This is a genomic window from Streptomyces sp. ME19-01-6, assembly GCF_033793745.1.
Taxonomy (GTDB): domain Bacteria; phylum Actinomycetota; class Actinomycetes; order Streptomycetales; family Streptomycetaceae; genus Streptomyces.
In genome coordinates, this window is record NZ_JARAXF010000005.1 from 414,074 (window position 1) to 432,529 (window position 18,456).

At 68.4% G+C, this 18,456-nt stretch carries 19 protein-coding genes and 2 pseudogenes; 11 read left to right on the forward strand and 10 right to left on the reverse strand.

Annotated features, from left to right (window positions below; genetic code table 11):
• Positions 1-86: 86 nt before the first annotated feature.
• Positions 87-899 carry a hypothetical protein gene (locus tag PV419_RS15270; protein WP_319688886.1) on the forward strand — a complete coding sequence of 271 codons (813 nt, stop codon included), beginning with the start codon at positions 87-89 and terminating at the stop codon, positions 897-899.
• Between the two features lie 106 nt (positions 900-1,005).
• Here the strand turns inward: PV419_RS15270 and PV419_RS15275 are convergent, their stop codons facing one another.
• A complete protein-coding gene (locus tag PV419_RS15275; RefSeq protein ID WP_319688888.1) occupies positions 1,006-1,887 on the reverse strand; it encodes an HAD family hydrolase in 882 nt (293 codons plus the stop codon).
• A gap of 55 nt (positions 1,888-1,942) precedes the next feature.
• Between PV419_RS15275 and PV419_RS15280 the strand changes: the two genes are divergently transcribed.
• The 3 genes from PV419_RS15280 (at position 1,943) to pspAB (PV419_RS15290) (ending at position 4,534) form a co-directional block, all read left to right on the forward strand.
• Positions 1,943-2,851, forward strand: a complete 909-nt coding sequence (locus PV419_RS15280) for an LLM class flavin-dependent oxidoreductase (protein WP_319688890.1) — start codon at positions 1,943-1,945, stop codon at positions 2,849-2,851.
• Between the two features lie 175 nt (positions 2,852-3,026).
• Complete coding sequence (gene htpX / locus PV419_RS15285; RefSeq protein ID WP_319688892.1) at positions 3,027-3,938, forward strand: zinc metalloprotease HtpX; 912 nt, start codon at positions 3,027-3,029, stop codon at positions 3,936-3,938.
• A 5-nt stretch (positions 3,939-3,943) separates the two neighbouring features.
• Positions 3,944-4,534 carry a PspA-associated protein PspAB gene (gene pspAB / locus PV419_RS15290; protein ID WP_319688894.1) on the forward strand — a complete coding sequence of 197 codons (591 nt, stop codon included), beginning with the start codon at positions 3,944-3,946 and terminating at the stop codon, positions 4,532-4,534.
• 30 nt (positions 4,535-4,564) lie between these two features.
• Here the strand turns inward: pspAB (PV419_RS15290) and PV419_RS15295 are convergent, their stop codons facing one another.
• Positions 4,565-4,777 (reverse strand): DUF397 domain-containing protein, encoded by a 213-nt coding sequence (locus PV419_RS15295; RefSeq protein WP_319688896.1) that lies wholly within the window; start codon positions 4,775-4,777, stop codon positions 4,565-4,567.
• Between the two features lie 557 nt (positions 4,778-5,334).
• Here PV419_RS15295 and PV419_RS15300 point away from each other — a divergent pair.
• Together PV419_RS15300 and pspAB (PV419_RS15305) are read left to right on the forward strand one after the other, a co-directional pair.
• A complete protein-coding gene (locus PV419_RS15300) occupies positions 5,335-6,195 on the forward strand; it encodes a hypothetical protein (protein WP_319688898.1) in 861 nt (286 codons plus the stop codon).
• A 30-nt stretch (positions 6,196-6,225) separates the two neighbouring features.
• A pseudogene (gene pspAB / locus PV419_RS15305) lies at positions 6,226-6,617 on the forward strand (PspA-associated protein PspAB); the annotation flags it as partial.
• Between the two features lie 30 nt (positions 6,618-6,647).
• Here pspAB (PV419_RS15305) and PV419_RS15310 read toward each other — a convergent pair.
• On the reverse strand, positions 6,648-6,860 hold the full coding sequence (locus PV419_RS15310) for a DUF397 domain-containing protein (RefSeq protein WP_319688900.1): 213 nt from the start codon (positions 6,858-6,860) through the stop codon (positions 6,648-6,650).
• The gene (locus PV419_RS15315) at positions 6,857-7,687 is read right to left on the reverse strand and encodes a helix-turn-helix transcriptional regulator (RefSeq protein ID WP_319688902.1); all 831 of its coding nucleotides are present in this window, start codon (positions 7,685-7,687) and stop codon (positions 6,857-6,859) included. Before PV419_RS15315 ends, PV419_RS15310 begins: the two co-directional genes overlap by 4 nt.
• Positions 7,688-8,379: 692 nt before the next feature.
• Between PV419_RS15315 and PV419_RS15320 the strand changes: the two genes are divergently transcribed.
• Together PV419_RS15320 and PV419_RS15325 are read left to right on the forward strand one after the other, a co-directional pair.
• On the forward strand, positions 8,380-8,550 hold the full coding sequence (locus tag PV419_RS15320) for a hypothetical protein (RefSeq protein ID WP_319688904.1): 171 nt from the start codon (positions 8,380-8,382) through the stop codon (positions 8,548-8,550).
• Complete coding sequence (locus tag PV419_RS15325) at positions 8,547-8,804, forward strand: hypothetical protein (RefSeq protein WP_319688906.1); 258 nt, start codon at positions 8,547-8,549, stop codon at positions 8,802-8,804. The genes PV419_RS15320 and PV419_RS15325 overlap by 4 nt, the downstream gene beginning before the upstream one ends.
• Before the next feature lie 90 nt (positions 8,805-8,894).
• Here PV419_RS15325 and PV419_RS53275 read toward each other — a convergent pair.
• From PV419_RS53275 to PV419_RS15350, 6 genes and pseudogenes are all read right to left on the reverse strand, one after another.
• Positions 8,895-9,207, reverse strand: a pseudogene (locus PV419_RS53275) (PmbA/TldA family metallopeptidase); the annotation flags it as partial.
• The gene (locus tag PV419_RS15330) at positions 9,182-9,385 is read right to left on the reverse strand and encodes a hypothetical protein (RefSeq protein WP_319688907.1); all 204 of its coding nucleotides are present in this window, start codon (positions 9,383-9,385) and stop codon (positions 9,182-9,184) included. The pseudogene PV419_RS53275 and the gene PV419_RS15330, both read right to left, overlap by 26 nt.
• A 332-nt stretch (positions 9,386-9,717) precedes the next feature.
• Positions 9,718-10,038 (reverse strand): hypothetical protein, encoded by a 321-nt coding sequence (locus PV419_RS15335; RefSeq protein ID WP_319688908.1) that lies wholly within the window; start codon positions 10,036-10,038, stop codon positions 9,718-9,720.
• Position 10,039: 1 nt separating this feature from the next.
• Positions 10,040-14,473 carry a putative T7SS-secreted protein gene (locus PV419_RS15340; RefSeq protein WP_319688910.1) on the reverse strand — a complete coding sequence of 1,478 codons (4,434 nt, stop codon included), beginning with the start codon at positions 14,471-14,473 and terminating at the stop codon, positions 10,040-10,042.
• A complete protein-coding gene (locus PV419_RS15345) occupies positions 14,473-14,994 on the reverse strand; it encodes a hypothetical protein (protein WP_319688912.1) in 522 nt (173 codons plus the stop codon). The genes PV419_RS15340 and PV419_RS15345 overlap by 1 nt, the downstream gene beginning before the upstream one ends.
• Positions 14,981-15,400 (reverse strand): SseB family protein, encoded by a 420-nt coding sequence (locus tag PV419_RS15350; RefSeq protein ID WP_319688914.1) that lies wholly within the window; start codon positions 15,398-15,400, stop codon positions 14,981-14,983. Before PV419_RS15350 ends, PV419_RS15345 begins: the two co-directional genes overlap by 14 nt.
• A gap of 180 nt (positions 15,401-15,580) precedes the next feature.
• Between PV419_RS15350 and PV419_RS15355 the strand changes: the two genes are divergently transcribed.
• From PV419_RS15355 to PV419_RS15365, 3 genes are read left to right on the forward strand one after another with little or no spacing between them, the layout of a single operon-like run.
• Positions 15,581-16,642, forward strand: a complete 1,062-nt coding sequence (locus tag PV419_RS15355) for an ABC transporter ATP-binding protein (protein ID WP_415925307.1) — start codon at positions 15,581-15,583, stop codon at positions 16,640-16,642.
• Entirely contained in the window at positions 16,632-17,531 is a 900-nt protein-coding gene (locus tag PV419_RS15360; RefSeq protein WP_319688916.1) for an ABC transporter permease subunit, read from the forward strand. Before PV419_RS15355 ends, PV419_RS15360 begins: the two co-directional genes overlap by 11 nt.
• On the forward strand, positions 17,528-18,454 hold the full coding sequence (locus PV419_RS15365) for an ABC transporter ATP-binding protein (RefSeq protein ID WP_319688918.1): 927 nt from the start codon (positions 17,528-17,530) through the stop codon (positions 18,452-18,454). The genes PV419_RS15360 and PV419_RS15365 overlap by 4 nt, the downstream gene beginning before the upstream one ends.
• Positions 18,455-18,456 lie beyond the last annotated feature (2 nt).

The following is an 18,456-nucleotide window of genomic DNA, read 5'->3' on the forward strand; positions in this document are numbered from 1 at the left end:
ACGGGCCGCTTGGTCAGCTTGTCTTCTCACCGTCCCATCGCACTCCGCGACAGTTGTTGGCCCGACGCGGGGAAGGAAGTCATCACGTGAACAGCCAGAGCGCAACCCCCAAACGATCCCGGACGCGCTACCGGGCCGTCTTGGCCGCCGCAGTGACGGCAGTGGCCCTGAGCAGCCAGTTGCTGACCGCGGCCCCCGCCGCCATCGCGGATGAGAGCCCCATGGGCGGCGGCGGCCCCAGGCCGCCCAAGCCGCCGCAGTACCCCACCGTCCTGCACGGGGTGCGCGAGTTCACCACGAACGGGACCTTCACGCCTCCCCCGGGCGTGACCTCGGTGCACGTCCAGGCCTGGGGCGCTGGTGGTGGCGGCGGTGGCGGTGGTGGCGGCGCCACCGGTACCGGTACCGGTGTCGGCGGCGACGGTGGTGGCGGTGGCGCCGGCGGCTTCACCTGGTGCGTCATCCCGGTCCAGGCCGTGCAGAGCTACACGGTGAACCTGGGTGCCGCCGGTACCTCCGGTACCGCCGGGCCCGTCGGCGGCGGCGGTGGCAACGGGGGCGGTGGGGGCACCACGAGCGTGACCGCTCCCAGCAGCGCCACCCTCCTCAACGCCACCGGCGGCGCCGGTGGCGCGGGCGGCGGCCCCGGGCTGGGCGCCACCAACGGCGCCGACGGTGCGGGCGGCACCGGCGGCGTGGGCTCGTGCTCCACGGGCGGTGTGAACCGGGTCGGCGACAGCGGGACGACCGGAGACGGGGGCGGCGAAGAGGTCGACGGCATCGTCGATCCGCCTGGGATCAGGGGCGAAGGCGGCGACGGTGGCCTGGGCGGCCCGGCCGGTGCGCCCGGCACGGCGGGCGACCCCGGGGGCGCCGGATACGTCGTCTTCTTCTGGTAATACCGCTTCGGTCATACCGCTTCGGTCATACCGATTCCGGGCTTGCGGAACCGCCCTCCGGCCACCCGGTCGGGGGGCGGCCCGCCCCGCGCCGCCCCCGGGCGCCTCAGCCCGCCAGGATCCGCTCGACGACGGCCGCGACGCCGTCCTCCTCGTTGCTGGCAGCGCGGTGGGTGGTCGACGCCAGCACCTGCGGGTGGGCGTTGGCCATCGCGTACGAGGTGCCGGCCCAGGCCAGCATGTCCAGGTCGTTGGGCATGTCACCGAACGCCACGACCTCCTCCGGGGCGATGCCGCGCTCGGCGCAGCACCGGGCCAGGGTGCTGGCCTTGCTCACCCCCAGTCCGCTGATCTCCAGCAGGGCGGTCGGGCTGGAGCGGGTGAAGTCGCCGTGCGCGCCCGCCACCGCGCGGCCCAGCTCCAGAAACGCGTCGGGCGCCAGGGCGGGGTGGTGGGCGAGCAGCTTGATGACCGGCATGCCGCCGCACTCGCCGTCTTCGTGCAGCAGCTTCTCGGCGGCGGCGATGATCGCGCTCGGGTCACGGTGGAAGGGCGGGTAGTCCGGCTCGTAGGCGATGCCACCGGTGCGCTCGACCGCGAAGGAGGTGCCGGGGGCCGCGCCGCGCAGCGCCTCCACGATGGCCAGGGCCCGGTCGCCGGGCAGCGGGCGCGCCTCGATCAGCCGGCCGCCGTCGTGCAGATCGACGACGGCCGCGCCGTTCGCGCAGATGGCCAGGCCGTGGCCGTGCACATGGGCGCTGACCACATCCATCCAGCGGGCCGGCCGACCAGTGACGAAGAACACCTCGATGCCCGCCCGCTCCGCCGCGGCGAGGGCGGCGACGGTGCGGTCCGAGACCGTTTTGTCGTTGCGCAACAGGGTGCCGTCGAGGTCGGTGGCGATCAGCCGGGGCCGGGGGGTGGTGGGAACGGATCTGTCTGCGGCCGGGGTCTCGGACTGCTCGGTTGCTGGAGTCACGGCAACCATCCTCCCGCATATGCCGTGCACGAGTGCCGGGAGACAGGGCCTTAGGCTCGACGGTATGCGACTGAGCACCGTGATCCTTCCCATGCGCCGCTGGTCCGAGGGCGGCCGAGAGGTGTGGCAGCGCGCCGAGGAGCTGGGTTTCCACGCCGCGTACACCTATGACCACCTGTCGTGGCGCAGCTTCCGCGACGGTCCCTGGTTCGGGGCGATCCCGACCCTCACGGCGGCGGCCGCGGCGACGTCCCGGCTGCGTCTTGGCACCCTGGTCACTTCCCCCAACTTCCGCCACCCCGTCACGCTGGCCAAGGAGCTGATCTCCCTGGACGACGTCTCCGGCGGCCGGATCACCCTGGGCATCGGGGCGGGCGGCTCCGGCTTCGACGCGACGGCGCTGCTCTCCGGCGCCGAGGAGGCGTGGACGCCGCGTGAGCGGGCCGATCGTTTCGGTGAGTTCGTGTCGCTGCTCGACCGGCTGCTGACCGAGGACGCGGTGACCTATGAGGGCCGGCACTACAGTGCGCGGGAGGCGCGCAACATCCCCGGCTGCGTCCAGCGGCCCCGGCTGCCCTTCGCCGTCGCCGCCACCGGCCCGCGCGGGCTGCGGCTCGCGGCGCGGTACGGACAGGCGTGGGTGACCACGGGCGACCCGAAGATCTACGAGACGGGGACGCCGGCCGAGTCGGTGGCCGCGATCGGCCGCCAGATCGACCGGCTGGGCGAGGCCTGTGCCGAGGCCGGGCGGGACGTGGCGGAGCTGGGCAAGGTCCTGCTCACCGGCTTCACCCCGGACCAGGCGCGGCCGCTGTCCTCCCTCGACGCGTTCGTCGACTTCGCGGGGGAGCACGCGCGGCTGGGCATCGACGAGATCGTGCTGCACTGGCCGATCCCCGACTCGATCTTCGCGGCGGACCTCGCGGTCTTCGAGAAAATCGCCACGGACGGTCTGGCGCAGCTCGACGGGTAGCCGGGGGATCCCGCAACCCTGATCCCGCAACTTCAAATACGGCGAATGGATCAAAAGCCTTCACTCCTATGTGACCGGTTTTTCCGGGGCGAGGCGCGTTTACTCCGACAAGACGGCTATAGGGCGCAGAATCGGGTGTAGAGATTCCGGCCACCACCGTTGCTGGGAGGCACCCATGCCACGCACCCGATACGCCCCCGACCGGGGGCTGACCGCCCGCATGGTGACCACGATGTTCCTCATCGGTCTGCTCTATGTGGTCTTCGTCGGCGTGCTGCTGGCCCTGATGCGCGGGGCCTGGCCGCTGATCCTGCTGATCGCGGGCGGGCTCTTCGTGGCGCAGTTCTGGTTCAGCGACCGGATCGCGGCGTTCTCCATGGGCGCCCGGGAGGTCACCCCCGAGCAGGCGCCCGAGCTGCACGGCGCGGTCGACCGGCTGTGCGCGCTCGCCGATATGCCCAAGCCGAAGGTGGCCATCGCCGACAGCGATGTGCCCAACGCCTTCGCGACCGGCCGCAACCAGCGGAACGCGATGGTGTGCGCGACGACGGGGCTGCTACGGAGACTGGAGCCGGAGGAGCTGGAGGGCGTGCTCGCGCACGAGCTGTCGCATGTCGCCCACCGCGATGTGGCGGTCATGACCATCGCGTCGTTCCTGGGCGTCCTGGCGGGCATCATGACCCGCGTCGCCCTGTGGGGCGGCCTGAGCAGCCGCAACAGCCGGGACAGCAACACCGCCATAGCGGTGCTGATCATCCCGCTGGTGAGCGCCGTCGTCTACGTGATCAGCTTCCTGCTCACCCGGCTGCTGTCCCGCTACCGGGAGCTCAGCGCCGACCGCGCCGGCGCGCTGCTGACCGGCCGGCCCTCGGCGCTGGCCGCCGCGCTGACCAAGGTCACCGGGCAGATCGCCCGAATACCGACCCGCGACCTGCGCCGGGCGGAGCCGTTCAACGCCTTCTACTTCGCCCCGGCGCTCAGCGGGCAGAGCCTGAGCAGCCTGCTCGCCTCCCACCCCCCGCTGGAGCGGCGGCTCGACCAGCTGGCCCGAGTCGCCGCCCAGCTCGGCCAGGCGGGGAGGGGCTGAGAGACATGGGTTTCTGGGACGCCGTCCTGGGCCGCAGCAAGCCCGTACGGCCCGATCTCGACCAGCTCTTCGCGCTGCCCTCGGCCGCGGTGACGCTGGAGGCGGGGGCGGGGTTCACCGCCACGGGTCTTGGCTCGGTGTGCTTCGCGAGCGTCGAGGGCGGCGCCTTCGACCGGCTCCAGGAGGAGGTGCGGGCCCTGCTCGACGCCGACACCGAACGCGGCGGGGTGCCCGTCGAGTTCAGCCGGGACGAGTACGGCTACACCTGGCTGCTGGCACGGCAGCCGCCGGACGACCTGGCGGCCCTGGTGAGCGATCTGCACGCGGTCAACACCCTGCTCCAGGACGCCGGTTTCGGCCCGCAGCTGCTGTGCTCCCTGGTCGGCTTCCGGGACGCGGAGGGCCGGCCGCTCGCGCTGGTGTACCTCTACAAGCGCGGCACGTTCTACCCCTTCGCGCCGCTGCCCGGACGCGGTGAGAAGCGCGACAACGCGCTTGAGCTCCAGGTGCGGGGGCTGCTCGGCGACGACCTGCGGGTCGAGGAGGACCTGAGCCGCTGGTTCCCGGTGTGGGGCGCGCCGGGCATGGCCGGCTGAGCGCCCCCCGGGGGCTTCCCTCTACGGGCGTCAGATGTCGCAGGTCTTGGCGAAGGCCACGAACGACGCCCAGGCAGCGGCCTCGAATATGAGCGCCGGGCCGTCGGGGACCTTGGAGTCCCGGACCGGGACCAGCCCGGAAGCGGCGATGTTCGGCGCCCACTCAACGCAGCTGCCGCCGCCGTTACCGCTATAGCTGGACTTGACCCACTTTGCGGAGAGAAGGTCGGGAGTGCTGCTCATGTTGGCAAGGCCTCCATCGTGGACCGGATGAGCGCGGCTGAATCGCCCGGCGAGAGGGCATGCGCTGTGAGTAGATCGTAGGACCGCTGGTCGACTGGAACGCGTCCACCGACCGCTGAGCCGACCGTATCCGGCGCCTGATGCGTACGTATCTCCATGAGGAGTGATGGATGGCCGTCGACGACGACTGGGAGTGGGACGACACATTGTTCTCGGGTACGGCCGCCCATTACCGGAGCGGGAGGCTCACTTGCGCCCCGGTTGGCGAACGTGCTCGCCGAGGATCTAAAGCGCAACGTCCGAAACGGCTGATCGCCGCAGGACAACGTCAGTAACATGACCGAGTAGGCAGGCATAACGGCCGCGCCGGGCAACCGGCGGTGCGGACCGCATGGCCACGGTGCGCCTCGGTGGCCGCGCACAGCCCATACATGCGGCAGGTAGCACGGCCCGTGCGCACAATTGGGACACTCGACGGCCGAATCAGAGCAGTCCAGTCACGGCAACCAGAGCCCGCATGACGCGTCCGACCTAGGTTCAGTTGGGACATTACATCTATGAGTTACAGCCAGCCCCCGTCGGGACCGCACGGCCAGGGCAACGGTGCCGGTCCAGGACAGCATGGCTATGACTACCCGCAAGCCCCCAGACCCTCCAGCCAGCCGGGGTATCCCCCCTTCCCGCCGCATCAGAGTCACCCACAGCAGCTCGCCTACCCGCCGAACTCAGCCTCGCCCACGCCGCCGGTCCCTCCGCAAGCCGGTAGTAGCAAGCAGAAGACGATCGGCATCGCGGTCGGCGTGCTGATCGTTGTCGGCGGGATCGTTGGCGGCGTCGTGCTGTTCGGCGGTGACAGTGATAGCGCCGAAAGAGTGCCCGACGACGGAAAGCGCTACAAACTCACCGCGCCGGACAACGTACTTGGCCAGTACAAGGTCTGGGGTGACTCAGCCCAGGAACAGGATGCGGTGAGCGACGAGGCGACCCTGCTCGGTATCGGTAACGGGAAACGCATCAACAACAACTGGTCAACTGTCGATACAATCGACCCCGACTCGGACTTCGACAACAACAAGAGCATTGTCTTCGTCGGCTTCTACGGCAAGGTGGACGATCCGGGGAAGTCCGTGGACGCCTACTTTGACATCATGCGGCGAGGATCGCGGTTCTCCGAACTCATCGGCAGCAAGGAGAAGCAGTCACCAATAGGTTTCAAAAACGGGATCATGAAGTGTCAGTACCAGAAGTCCGACGCTGAGCCCGGCCAGCCGGATACCACCCCCGTGTGCATCTGGGGCGATCACAGCACGGTCGGCTTGGTGACCGTGGTCGATGCCACGAAGAAGAAGTTGTCCCTTAAAGAGGGCGCCAGGATCGCGGCTGACCTGCGGAACGAGATCCGAGTAGAGATCAAGTAACAGGCTGCCGCACAGGAGGGCACCGCGTGCGACGCCGACACCGAACGCGGCGGGGTGCCCGTCGAGTTCAGCCGGGACGAGTACGGCTACACCTGGCTGCTGGCACGGCAGCCGCGGGACGATCTGGCGGCCCTGGTGAGCGATCTGCACGCGGTCAACACCCTGCTCCAGGACGCCGGTTTCGGCCCGCAGCTGCTGTGCTCCCTGGTCGGCTTCCGGGATCCGGGGGTCGGTCGCTCGCGCTGGTGTATTTGTACAAGCGCGGCACGTTCTACCCCTTCGCGCCACTGCCCGGGCGCGGCGAGAAGCGCGACAACGCGCTTGAGCTCCAGGTGCGGGGGCTGCTCGCTGACGACCTGCGGGTCGAGGAGGACCTGAGCCGCTGGTTCCCGGTGTGGGGCGCGCCGGGCATGGCCGGCTGAGCGCCCCCCGGGGGCTTCCCTCTACGGGCGTCAGATGTCGCAGGTCTTGGCGAAGGCCACGAACGACGCCCAGGCAGCGGCCTCGAATATGAGCGCCGGGCCGTCGGGGGCCTTGGAGTCCCGTACCGGGACCATGCCAGAGGCGGCGATGTTCGGCGCCCACTCAACGCAGCTGCCGCCTCCGTTGCCGCTGTAGCTGGACTTGACCCACTTCGCGGGGGAAAGGTCGGGGGTGCTGCTCATGTTGGTAATGCCTCCATCGTGGACCGGATGAGCGCGGCTGAATCGCCCGGCGAGAGGGCATGCGCTGTGAGTAGATCGTAGGACCGCTGGAGGAAGGCGACAGCCTTCTTGTCCTCCAGCAGGGTTCCCGTTGTGATGCTCTCTTCATAGGCAACCTGACTACCGGAGTCCAGAGTCATCAGCGTCAACGTTCCGCCTACCAACGCATGCCCGCCGTGATCGAACGGTAGAACCTGCACGACGGTTGTGGGGGTTTCCGTCAACTCAATGAGGCGGGCCAGCTGCGCCCGCATGACCGCCGGGTCGCCGAAGTGGCGGCGAATCACTGCCTCATCGAGGATGTAGAACAGGTCCGGGGCCGGGTTGGCTTGCAGCAGTACTTGCCGACTCGCGCGAGCCGACCACAGCTCATCAATCTCGTTCGGCGTTGCCTTCGGGTTGTGCTTCTCGAACTGTGCACGGGCATAGCCCTCGGTCTGCACCAAGCCCGGCACGATCTGGCAGGCGTACTCCCGGATGATCCGTGCGCGTGTCTCCAGGTCCATGCGGCGGCGGAACTGGTCGGGATGGATCTCCTTGCGAGCGAGGGCGTACAGCTTCTCGAAGATGCCATCCGTGCCAAACGCCGCATCCAGCATGGAAGGCAGCTCCGGCGGGATCATGGCCTCTGCTGTCTCGAACCGCGCCAGAGAGCTCTTGCTGAACTTGGTCACAGCGGCCAACGACTCAAGGGACATGCCTGCCGCTTCACGTAACCGGCGCATCTCGGAGCCGAACAGGTGGCGGGCGGATCGATCTGGCGTCAGCGCGCGCGGCCGAGCTGGCATCGAGCAAACCTCATTTCCCGATGGGCCGGTTGGAACATCAATGACTTCAGATCGTACGCGCGGGGCGACAGGCTGTGACCATGCAAGGTGACTACTGGTCACGAGCAGGAGCGCCGGATGAAAGAAGGCCCTTGATGGTGGTTCCCCCCGAACAGATCATCGAATCCGTGCCGCAGGCCGCACTTCGGCCGTTCGAATCGCTGCGAGCGGGGTGGAGGTCGGTGAAGCGCCACGCGGTAAGCGCAGCCAGGGGACTGCTGCGGCGCGTGCGGCATGTCATGGCGACTGGCCGGGGTCGGCATGGCGCGGTGTACGTGGCGGCTCCCCCCGCCCGTCCTGCCGTACCGCCACCTCCGATGCCCGTTGCCGTCGAGTCCTCCGCGTCCTCCTCCGTCTTCTACGAGGACCCGCCGACGCTTCGCCTCCCGCGCACTCCCGCTGCTGAGCACTTCCCGATTGTCTGGGACGCGGACCCTGTGGGGTTGTACGTCGTCCGGTACGAGCGTGAGTGCGCGTTGGGAGTGGCGAGGTGAGCGCGGGGACACCTCCGCAGGAGACGCCGGGGGGTTCCGGCCCGCGCCCCACTCTCAAGGAGTTGGAGCAGCGCGCGGAGGCTCTGGCCAAGGCGATCCGCAAGCATCTGGAGAGGGGGACACGGCGGTGAAGTCGTCGATGGCGCGGGAGGGCGGGGCATGACCGCTGGGACCCAAGTGTGTGTGAAGTGCAAGGAGTACACCGCGTTGCGCGAGAAGGCCAAGCAGGACGGGGATTTCGGCAAGGCGACCACGTATGAGATCTTGCGCCGCCGTCATCCGTCCCACGTAATCCCGAGCCGTATGGCCCGTTGGGGGGTGCCCGCATGAGTCGGCCGACGCCGTACAAGGGCCCGAAGGTGGGCCAGGAAGCGTACGACGCTGCCACGGGGCGCGTCGGTGTCCTCCAGGACATCTGTCACGTTGACGATCTCGCCTTCGACCACAGGATGCCGGGGCCCCGCGTCGCCTTCCTGCGGCCGGCTGAGGGTGGACGGGAGTGGATGACCGACGCCGGGAACGTCATGTTCCCGGAGGAGGCCAAGAAGCGCCCCGACGTCTACGACGCGCCACGGCGGGAGTGACGTCGGCGTATGGACCTCTCTCTCGTCCAGCCGTAGAGACCGGGCGGACAGGTGGCGGCCCGGAGGCGCTTTGGTCGGCTCCCAACCCGGCTCGGACCCCACGCTGCTTCCTGCCACGTCTGTCTGCGCGGCCACCCGCGTCGCCGCGGCCATGGTGAAGTCCACCCTCGACGCGAACCCCCAGATCCCGCCGTGAACCACCTGCACCGCACACCAGATCCGTGGTGTCCGACCCCCGCGGGCTTCCCATCCCGCAGCCGCTAGGCCGCGCTCCTCACCTGCTCAAACCGGAAGTCGGCATGATCGCCCCCCCCAGCGCCTGGGCGCGCGAGGGAGCCGCGTCGGCGAGGCCAACCTCCGCTGGCGCGTCAGCGGTTTTACAGTTCGATAGGTCGGTAGGCAAGCGCCTTGTCCACAACTTCTTCTGCGGTGAGTGGTGGATCCGAATAGTAAATCAGGTCCAACACGCGAGGATGTGGGACGTTCTCCTCAAGGAGGCGAGCGAGGTCGCCGTGCTCGCCTTCCATGCCTTCTGCAGCCATAACTCTTTCGGCCAGATTGACCAGCTCGTTACGTATCATTTCACCTCCTTGTGAAATTGCTCGTCATCCGCAGATCATTCAGGCGCCTACGTGCTGAGCTGGCCCCGGCCGCGACAGCATCAAGTCATCCAGCCATCATTGCAGAAGGCTCATAGTAGGCGTGGCGATGACCCAGATCAGGTAATCACTCGGCGCATCCTGGCGAGCCATGTGAAACACGTATGCATGTCAATTTCATGGAACAGCTCCGGATTCGAGATCTCAAAAAGGAACCGCAGCGTCCGGTCCTTGTTCGGCCAGGCGGCTGCCATCCCATGTGAAGTGGATCCGGTCGGCGGCTGTGCTGTCCTCCGCCAGGTATTGCTTGTGTCTCAATCGTCGTCGACCCTGGTCAGAAAGCTTTGGTGGGAGTCCGTTTCCACCAGGTCTCGAACCGCATTGAACATTTCTCTGACGCCGGGACGCCGAACAATGACCAGGTCGGAGCAGACGAAATATCCGCCGTTGAGGTACTCACCGGTGTGTGACCACTTCTCGAGAATTTTCCCCACTGCGGCATATGTAAGAAATGTCGCAGCCCATTTCTCGCCGTTAGGCAGCTCGACCCACCCGTCGGCATTCTCAACCGTATCTGGCGAGTCGCCGCCGAGTTCGATCTCGACCTTCAGTCCGTTCTCGATGATTTCGTACATGTCAATGGCCGTAGAGTTCCATGAGGCGATTGATTACTTTCTGCTCGTTCTGCTTGCTTGCCTTGCCCAGAATTTCAATTCCGTCGGCTGTCTCCTGGAAGAAGACGCGAGCTCCGCTACGTGCGCGAAGATATCGAATGCTCGATCCTGGTAGGGTCTTGTTGTCGATCCCAGGGTTCTTGTTGCCTTCCTTATATTTTGCTACAAGGCTGTCCAGGTCGCGTTGTACTCTCTGATCCTTCCCAGCCCTTTCGGCGGCTTCTACCAGCAGTTTGTCATCGCTGATCCTGGACGTGACCTTGATGCACTTCAGCCCCAGAGGATCGGCCCACTCCAGCGGATTGGCAACATACCCATGGTGATTCGGTGCTGGTTCGAGGCCGAGGGGGTCGGGGGTGGTGTAGCGGGCGGTTTCGGGGTCGTAGTGGCGGAAGTAGTTGTAGTGGAGGCCGGTTTCGGGGTCGGCGTATTGGCCGGGAAAGCGGACGGGGCAGTTGACTGCGCTGGGTGGGGTGGGGAGGGGGGTGCCCCAGAGGGTGGTGCGGTGTTGCCAGGCGAGGGTGCCGTCGGGGGTGACGAGTTCGGTGGGGGTGCCGACGAGGTCGGTGATGATGGCGTGGAAGCGGGCGTCGTACTCCGCTTGGGGGGTGGTGTCGGCCAGGGGGAGGATGGATGACGCTTCCACCTCCATTGGATCCAGCGGGGTTCGGCGCTCGGTTTGGGATATGGGGCGGTGGGTTCCTGGGGCGTAGTCCCAGGTTGTGGCCACGCCGTCTGACGTGGTTTGTTCGGCCAGGCGGGTGCCGTCCCACGTGAAGTGGATCTGGTCGGCGACTGTTCCTTTCTCGGCCAGGCGTTGTTTGGTGGTGCGGCGGCCGAGGGGGTCGTACGTGTAGGTCCACTCCTCGCCGTTGGGGGTGGTGGCGTGGGTGAGGCGGTCTTCGGCGTTCCAGGTGTAGGTCCAGGTGCGGGTCTGGCCGTTGAGGAGTTTGCGGGTGCGGCGGAGGAGACGGCCTTGGGCGTCGTGTTCGTAGGTGGTGCGGCCGACGCGGTGGAGGATCGTGCCGGTGAACTGGCGGTCGCCGGGGGCTTCGTGGCCGGGGGCGGTGGCGTGGGTGAGGTTGCCTGCGCTGTCGTAGGCGTAGGTCTCGGTCCAGCCGTGGGCGTGGACTGCCGTGACGCGGCCGACCGGGTCGAGGTCGAAGCGGCGGGTGCCCGAGGTCAGCTCGCGGATTTCGGTGAGGTGGTCGTCCGGGCGGTAGGCGTACTCCCGGTGCTGGAGCAGCGTGGAAGTATTGCCGTAGGTGAGGGCCTGGGTCGTCAGGCGGTCCAGGCTGTCCCAGGTCTGGGAGAGCGCCACGTCGTCGCCGAACGTGCGCGATGTCTCGCGGCCCGCCGCGTCGTAGGCGAAGTGCAGGGAGTTGTCCGCCGTGGTGAGCGTTGTGGGGCGGCCCGTCGCGTCGTACGACCATTCCGCGCGCAGGCCGCTTGGGGTGATCCGTTCGGTGCGGTTGCCCGCCTGGTCGTAGGTGTAGGTCGTGGTCTTGTCGTTGACCGTTTCGGTCAGGACCCTGCCCCGCGCGTCATACGTGCGGCGCAGCTCCGTGTCCCGGTTCGCCGCTTGCGCCAGGCGGCCCGCGGCGTCATACGCGAACGTCGTCTCCGTGCCGTCCGCCGTGCGCGTCGCGATCGTGCGGCCCAGTGTGTCGCGGGTGTAGGTGAGGGTTTCGCCCGCGCCGTTCTCCCGGGATATCAGGCGGCCCGCCGCGTCGTGGGCGTAGGTGAGGGTGCGGCCGTTGAAATCCGTCTCGGATGTGACCTGGCCTGCCCCGTCGTAGGTGTAGATCCACGTCCGGCCCTGGGGGTTCGTGACCGTCGTCAGGTGTAGCTCGGTGTCGTAGGTGAAGGCGTACGCCGCGCCGTCCGGGTCCGTACGCGTCGCGGGCAAGTCGAAGTGGGTGTGGGTGTAGCGGGTGCTGTTCCCCGCCGCGTCGGTGTGTTCGACGAGGTTGCCTTCGGCGTCCCAGGTCCAGCTCTCGCGGGTGCCATCCGGCCGGGTGCGCCAGGAGGGCTTGCCCTCGATCGTCCAGCCCTGGCGGGTGACGTGGCCCAGGGGGTCGGTGATGCGGGTGATGCGGCCGTGGGTGCCCCGGCGGACGGTGGTGGTGTTGCCCAGGGCGTCGGTGACCTCGACCGGCAGGCCCGCGTCGTTGCACACGACGCTTGTGGTGTGGCCCAGAGGGTCGGTGACGGAAGTCAGATTGCCCGCGCCGTCGTACGTGTAGTGGGTGGCCGCGCCCGTGGGGTCCGTTGTTCGGACCCTGTTCCCCCGGTCGTCGTATGCGTGGAGCCAGGCCGCGCCGTCGGGTTCTCGGACCTCCAGCGGCTGGCCGTATGTGCTGTACGTCGCCGTGGCCGCCGTGCCGTCCGGGCGTTCGACGCGTATGAGGTTGTGGGAGTCGTCGTACGTGTAGCGCGTGGTGTGGCCCAGTGGGTCGGTCACCGACAGCGGCAGGCGGCCCGTCTGTACGTCCCATTCGGTGCGAGTGGTGTGGCCCAGGGCGTCGGTGCGGGCTATCGCCCGGTATGACTCGTCGAAGACGTAGGTGATGCGGTGGCCGAGCGAGTCGGTGTAGACGGTGGTGTGGGACGCCTCGTCGTAGTGGAAACGGCCGGTCATCATGTTGTCCGAGCCGATGGTGCGCAGCACGCGGCCACGGTGGTCGTAGACGTACCCGAAGCTGGTGCCGTTGCGGTCGGTCCATGACGTGATGCGGTGCTGGTCGTCGTAGGTGAACCGCATCGGCTCGTCGGCGGAGTTGAAGACTTCGGTCAGGTCGCCCGCGCCGTTGTAGCCGAAGGAGACCAGCGTCGTCCCCAACTCGGCGTCTCCGACGCCCAGCAGGCGCAGCGCGGTGATGCGCAGCAGCTCCGGGTCCGTGTCGACCGCGATGCGGTAGCCGCCGGAGTGCACCACCTCGAGCGGGGTGCCGTCCGCGTCATAGGTGAAGGTGATGGACCGGCCGTTACGGTCCTCGATCATCTGGAGGGGGAGCTCGTTGCCGTCGCCACCCAAGGGTGTGAAGTACAGGGTGCGGCCCTGCTCGGGGATCTCGATCCGCATCGTGCCGCCCGCCGTGCCGTCCCAGCGCAGCGGCCAGCGCGGGCCCCGCGCCGGGTAGGTGTCCTCCTCGGGATGGGGGACCCCGTAGCGCAGCACCATGCCCTCGGGCGCTACGAACACGATCCCGTCGGCGTCCAGCTCCAGCCGCTGGTCGAGGGTGGCGGACCAGGTGCGGCCGAACCAGCCGCCGCAGGTGTGACCGGAGACGAAGGTGCGCTCCAGGACCAGCGGCAGCGCCCCGGGCAGGGACACATCCGTGGCCGACATGAGCATCTCACCGGTTGCGACGTCGACCGGGTCGGTCTCGCAGAACTTTTCGCCTGTGCACCGGTCGTGCGTGCCCTCACGGTCCGCCCGGTCGTGCGCCTCGCCGTCCCGGCCGAGCGCCTTCTTGCGGGCCGCCAGACGTTCGGCCGCGCTCGCACCCGTGTCCAGCTTCTTGCGCAGCACGCTCGAACCGCCCGTGGCCACGGCGAGCAGCAGCGCTGGGGTGATCTCGCCTGCCGCGCGCAGTGGGTCCTTGGACCACATCTCCCAGTTGAGGGCCGCCTTCGCGAACTCCTTCGGGTGCGCCGCCGCATACGCCGCGCCGTCCACCACGCCGGCCAACTGCATGCCGAAGCCGCCGAGGTCACCTTTGACCAGCGAGGCAGGGAGCTCGGCCAGGCCGAGGATGCCGTAGTGGGCCTTCCACAGCCCGTCTTTGACTCCCTCGCCGAACTTCTCCCAGTTGCTCGGCTTGTTCGGGGCCTTCTCCGCCGCCTTGTCGATCTTCTTCTTCGACGCGTCGACGACCAGCTGAAGCTCCTCGATCAGCTTGTCCAGCCGACCGACACAGTCCTCCATCGCGCCGATACCCGGGTCGGTGTCCGCAGGTTTCTCCGGCAGCTGCTCATCGCCTCGCGTCACCGCGTCGTTGTAGGACTCGACCTTCTTGTTGTGCGCCTTGGACGCCGCCCGCGCCGCATCCGCGTCCTCGATGATCGGCTCACAGCGCTTCTGCACCGACCGCAGCTTCGTGGCGTACGCCGCCAACGCACTTGCCGCGTGCGTGAACTGATCGTGCCCCGAGGTCAGTTCCTTCGGCAGCCGGTCAACCGCCTTCCGGAACTCACCCGCGCCCCTGCCCTGCCAGTCCTCCAGGTCCATCGGCCGCAGCTTGTCCTTGCCGTCCTGGAAGGCGCCCGCATACGCGCGTAGCTCCAGCACCAGGTCGTCGACGTCATCGGGATTGCCGGGGATCAGGTCCTTGGGCTTGGCGCCCGCAGGTATCCGTATCTGCGGGGTCCGCCCCGCGTCCGTGTCCGCCATCAGGACTCGTCCTCGTACTCACCCAGCGCCTGACGCGCGAACTTCGCCAACGCCGTGTCCCCCGGGCGCTTCTCCATCTCCGGCGCCCCCACGTGCTCCCAGGACCACTTACCCGCCGCGCCGCTCGGCAGCTTGGCCATATTCGCGTCCGACGGCCAGAAGTCCTTCACCCGCATCAGATCCGCCAGCATGTAACCGGCCACCGCCTCATACAGCCGCTCCACCACCACATCCGCATGGTCCGCCAGCTCACCCATGCCAAATCCCCACTCCTTGACGAACCCCTTGCCCGACTCCAGGAGTTCGGGGGAGCCGCAGTGCTGGAGATAGGCCGTCAGCTTCTCTTGGCTGTTCTTGACCGCCCGGGCCGCGACCACCGACTCCTCCAGCGGGACGATCTGCGCCTTCACCGCAGCGATCTCGATCTTGTACCCGTCAGCACCTTCATTGCCGCCGTACTTGCCGTCCGGACCGCCCTCGCTGGGGGCCCGGTTCACATTCCTCGCGTCAGGATCCGCCATCGCCAGCCCCCTCCTCCTGGTCCCCGTCCTCCTGGCCCTCCGCGTCGCGCAGCGTCTGCGCGTCCAGCAGGAACGGGCGCTCGCCCAGCGGGTCCACCAACGCCCGTACGCCCTCGGGCAACAGCCCCACCAGGTCCTCCGCCGTCGTGGAGGCCCATCCGCACGCACCCGCGAAGCGCGCAAGGCCCTCGACCGAGGTGAACACCGGCACCAGCGGGCCGGCCTCCGCTGTCTCCGAGACCAGGAATCCCGGGTTCTCCGGGCGTTGGAAGTACAGCCGCGCCTTCCGCAGCGCAGCCCACTTCTCCCGCTCCGACAACTGCGCGGCGGTCTCCTGGCGTACCAGGTCGGCCAGGCTTGCATTGCCGCCTTGACCAGGCGGTCTGTTGTTCCCTCCCCCAAACATGAGGGCTATCTTCACACAAGTGACCGACACTTTGGGTGACTGACACGCGGCTCTTCGCAACCGTTACTCGGAACATCCACGGGCGGGCCCCGAGGGCCGACCCTGTCGAAAGTGCCGTCCCTTACGGGAACGTCAGACCCGAGAACTAGGGAAAACCAGCCGTCTGGACTGACGCCCGCTGTGGCGCACGCCACTACGGTCGAATACGTGACTGTGATCGCTACCGAAAGCCTGAGCAAGCGGTTCCCCCGGGTCACCGCGCTCGACCGGCTCTCCGTCGACATCACGCCGGGCGTCACCGGCCTGGTAGGTGCCAACGGGGCCGGTAAGTCCACCTTGATCAAGATCCTGCTGGGGCTGTCCCCCGCCAGCGAGGGGCGCGCCACCGTCCTGGGCCTCGATGTGGCCAAGGATGGCAGCGCCATTCGCGAGCGGGTGGGCTATATGCCCGAGCACGACTGCCTGCCGCCCGATGTCTCGGCGACCGAGTTCGTCGTCCATATGGCGCGCATGTCCGGGCTGCCGCCCGCCGCCGCCCGCGAGCGGACCGCCGACACCCTGCGCCATGTGGGGCTCTACGAGGAGCGGTACCGCCCCATGGGCGGCTACTCCACCGGTATGAAGCAGCGCGTCAAGCTCGCCCAGGCGTTGGTCCACGACCCGCGGCTGGTCCTGCTCGACGAGCCCACCAACGGCCTCGACCCGGCGGGCCGCGACGAGATGCTCGGCCTGATCCGCCGGGTCCACACCGACTTCGGCATCTCGGTCCTGGTCACCTCGCACCTGCTCGGCGAGTTGGAGCGCACCTGCGACCACGTCGTCGTCATCGACGGCGGCAAGCTGCTGCGCTCCAGCTCCACCCGTGACTTCACCCAGGCCACGGCCTCGCTCGCCATCGAGGTGACCGACACCACCGCCCACCCGGACGGTACGGCCGCGCTGAGCGCCGCTCTCGCCGAGGCCGGGCTCACGGTCCAGCCCGCGGGCCGCTCCGGTGACGGCGCGCCCGCCTCCGGGCATGTGCTGCTGGTGGACGTCGCGGGCGACGAGACGTACGACGCGGTCCGGGACACCATCGCCGGGCTCGGCCTCGGTCTGATCCGCATGGAGCAGCGCCGCCACCGTATCGCCGAGATCTTCCGCGACGACGAGGACGACGCGCCCGATGGAAACAGGAACGGAAACGCCACGCGGCGGAGCCGCACATCGAAGGGAAGTGGAGGTGCCGCCGATGCCGCCTGAGACCACGACCACGCAGCGCGCCGATGTCATTCACAACATCGGCTACCGCCACTACGACGGCCCGCGCCTGGGCCGCGCCTACGCCCGCCGCTCGCTGTTTGCCCAGAGCCTGCGCGGCGCCTACGGCCTCGGCCGCTCCGCCAAGTCCAAGGTCGCGCCGATGCTGCTGGCCGCCGTGATGTGCGTGCCCGTCCTCATCCTCGTCGCGGTGGCCGTGACGACCAAGGCGAACAAACTCCCCGTCGAGTACACGCGTTACGCGATCATCATGCAGGCCGTCATCGGCCTGTACGCCGCGGCCCAGGCCCCCCAGTCCGTCTCCCGGGACCTGCGCTTCAAGACCATCCCGCTCTACTTCTCCCGCCCCATCGAAGCGGTGGACTATGTGACGGCCAAGTTCGCCGCCATGGCCTCCGCGCTCTTCGCCCTCACCGCCGCCCCGCTGGTGATCATGTACGTGGGTGCCCTGCTCGCCAAGCTGGACTTCGCCGACCAGACGAAGGACTTCGCGCAAGGACTGGTCTCCGTGCTTCTGCTCTCGCTCCTCTTCGCCGGCATCAGCCTGGTCATCGCCGCGCTCACCCCGCGCCGGGGCTTCGGGGTCGCGGCCGTCATCGCCGTACTGACCATCTCCTACGGCGCGGTGTCCACCCTGCAGGCCATCGCGTGGGACCAGAACAACACCGACGCGGTCAGCTGGATCGGCCTGTTCTCGCCGATCACCATCGTCGACGGCGTCCAGACGGCCTTCCTCGGTGCCTCCTCCGCCTACCCCGGCGGATTCGGGCCCGGCACCGGGGCCGGACTCGTCTTCCTCCTCGCCCTCTTCGGCCTGATCGCCGGCTCCTACGGCCTGCTCCTGCGCCGCTACCGAAAGGTCGGGCTGTGACCACGATCGCCATCGACAATGTCTCCCGCTGGTTCGGGAACGTCGTCGCCGTCAACGACGTGACCATGAGCATCGGCCCCGGTGTCACCGGCCTCCTCGGCCCCAACGGCGCGGGCAAGTCCACCCTCATCGGCATGATGGGCGGCTTCCTGGCGCCCTCCACCGGCTCCGTCACCCTGGACGGGGACACCATCTGGCGCAATGAACAGGCCTACCGCCAGATCGGCATCGTCCCCGAGCGCGAGGGGATGTACGACTTCCTCACCGGCCGCGAGTTCGTCATCGCCAACGCCGAGCTGCACGGCCTGCCCGACCCCCGCGCCGCCGCCCGCAAGGCGCTGGAGACGGTCGAGATGGACTTCGCGGGCTCCCGCCGTATCGCCACCTACAGCAAGGGCATGCGGCAGCGGGTGAAGATGGCCTCCGCGCTCGTCCATGAGCCGTCGGTGCTGCTGCTCGACGAGCCGTTCAACGGCATGGATCCGCGCCAGCGGATGCAACTCATGGACCTGCTGCGGCGCATGGGGGACGAGGGCCGTACCGTCCTGTTCTCCTCGCACATCCTGGAAGAGGTCGAGCAGCTCGCCGCGCACATCGAGGTGATCGTCGCCGGGCGGCACGCGGCCTCCGGGGACTTCCGCAAGATCCGCCGCCTGATGACCGACCGTCCGCACCGCTATCTGGTGCGCTCCAGCGACGACCGCGCGCTCGCCGCCGCCCTCATCTCCGACCACTCCACGGCGGGCATCGAGGTGGACGCGAGCGGGGGCCCCGAAGCCGGGCTGCACATCCAGGCGGTCGACTTCACCCGCTTCACCGAACTGCTGCCCCGGGTCGCTCGCGATCTGGGCGTCCGGCTCCTCACGGTCTCGCCCTCCGACGAGTCCCTGGAGAGCGTCTTCTCCTACCTCGTCGCGGCCTGAGC

Excerpts from the sequence above, each read along its gene's own strand:
- PV419_RS15275 (WP_319688888.1), bottom strand. The coding sequence starts at position 1,887 with ATGGTTGCCGTGACTCCAGCAACCGAGCAGTCCGAGACCCCGGCCGCA.
- PV419_RS15280 (WP_319688890.1), top strand. The coding sequence starts at position 1,943 with ATGCGACTGAGCACCGTGATCCTTCCCATGCGCCGCTGGTCCGAGGGC.
- htpX (WP_319688892.1), top strand. The coding sequence starts at position 3,027 with ATGCCACGCACCCGATACGCCCCCGACCGGGGGCTGACCGCCCGCATG.
- pspAB (WP_319688894.1), top strand. The coding sequence starts at position 3,944 with ATGGGTTTCTGGGACGCCGTCCTGGGCCGCAGCAAGCCCGTACGGCCC.
- PV419_RS15295 (WP_319688896.1), bottom strand. The coding sequence starts at position 4,777 with ATGAGCAGCACTCCCGACCTTCTCTCCGCAAAGTGGGTCAAGTCCAGC.
- PV419_RS15300 (WP_319688898.1), top strand. The coding sequence starts at position 5,335 with ATGAGTTACAGCCAGCCCCCGTCGGGACCGCACGGCCAGGGCAACGGT.
- PV419_RS15310 (WP_319688900.1), bottom strand. The coding sequence starts at position 6,860 with ATGAGCAGCACCCCCGACCTTTCCCCCGCGAAGTGGGTCAAGTCCAGC.
- PV419_RS15315 (WP_319688902.1), bottom strand. The coding sequence starts at position 7,687 with ATGCCAGCTCGGCCGCGCGCGCTGACGCCAGATCGATCCGCCCGCCAC.
- PV419_RS15320 (WP_319688904.1), top strand. The coding sequence starts at position 8,380 with ATGACCGCTGGGACCCAAGTGTGTGTGAAGTGCAAGGAGTACACCGCG.
- PV419_RS15325 (WP_319688906.1), top strand. The coding sequence starts at position 8,547 with ATGAGTCGGCCGACGCCGTACAAGGGCCCGAAGGTGGGCCAGGAAGCG.
- PV419_RS15330 (WP_319688907.1), bottom strand. The coding sequence starts at position 9,385 with ATGATACGTAACGAGCTGGTCAATCTGGCCGAAAGAGTTATGGCTGCA.
- PV419_RS15335 (WP_319688908.1), bottom strand. The coding sequence starts at position 10,038 with ATGTACGAAATCATCGAGAACGGACTGAAGGTCGAGATCGAACTCGGC.
- PV419_RS15340 (WP_319688910.1), bottom strand. The coding sequence starts at position 14,473 with ATGGCGGACACGGACGCGGGGCGGACCCCGCAGATACGGATACCTGCG.
- PV419_RS15345 (WP_319688912.1), bottom strand. The coding sequence starts at position 14,994 with ATGGCGGATCCTGACGCGAGGAATGTGAACCGGGCCCCCAGCGAGGGC.
- PV419_RS15350 (WP_319688914.1), bottom strand. The coding sequence starts at position 15,400 with ATGTTTGGGGGAGGGAACAACAGACCGCCTGGTCAAGGCGGCAATGCA.
- PV419_RS15360 (WP_319688916.1), top strand. The coding sequence starts at position 16,632 with ATGCCGCCTGAGACCACGACCACGCAGCGCGCCGATGTCATTCACAAC.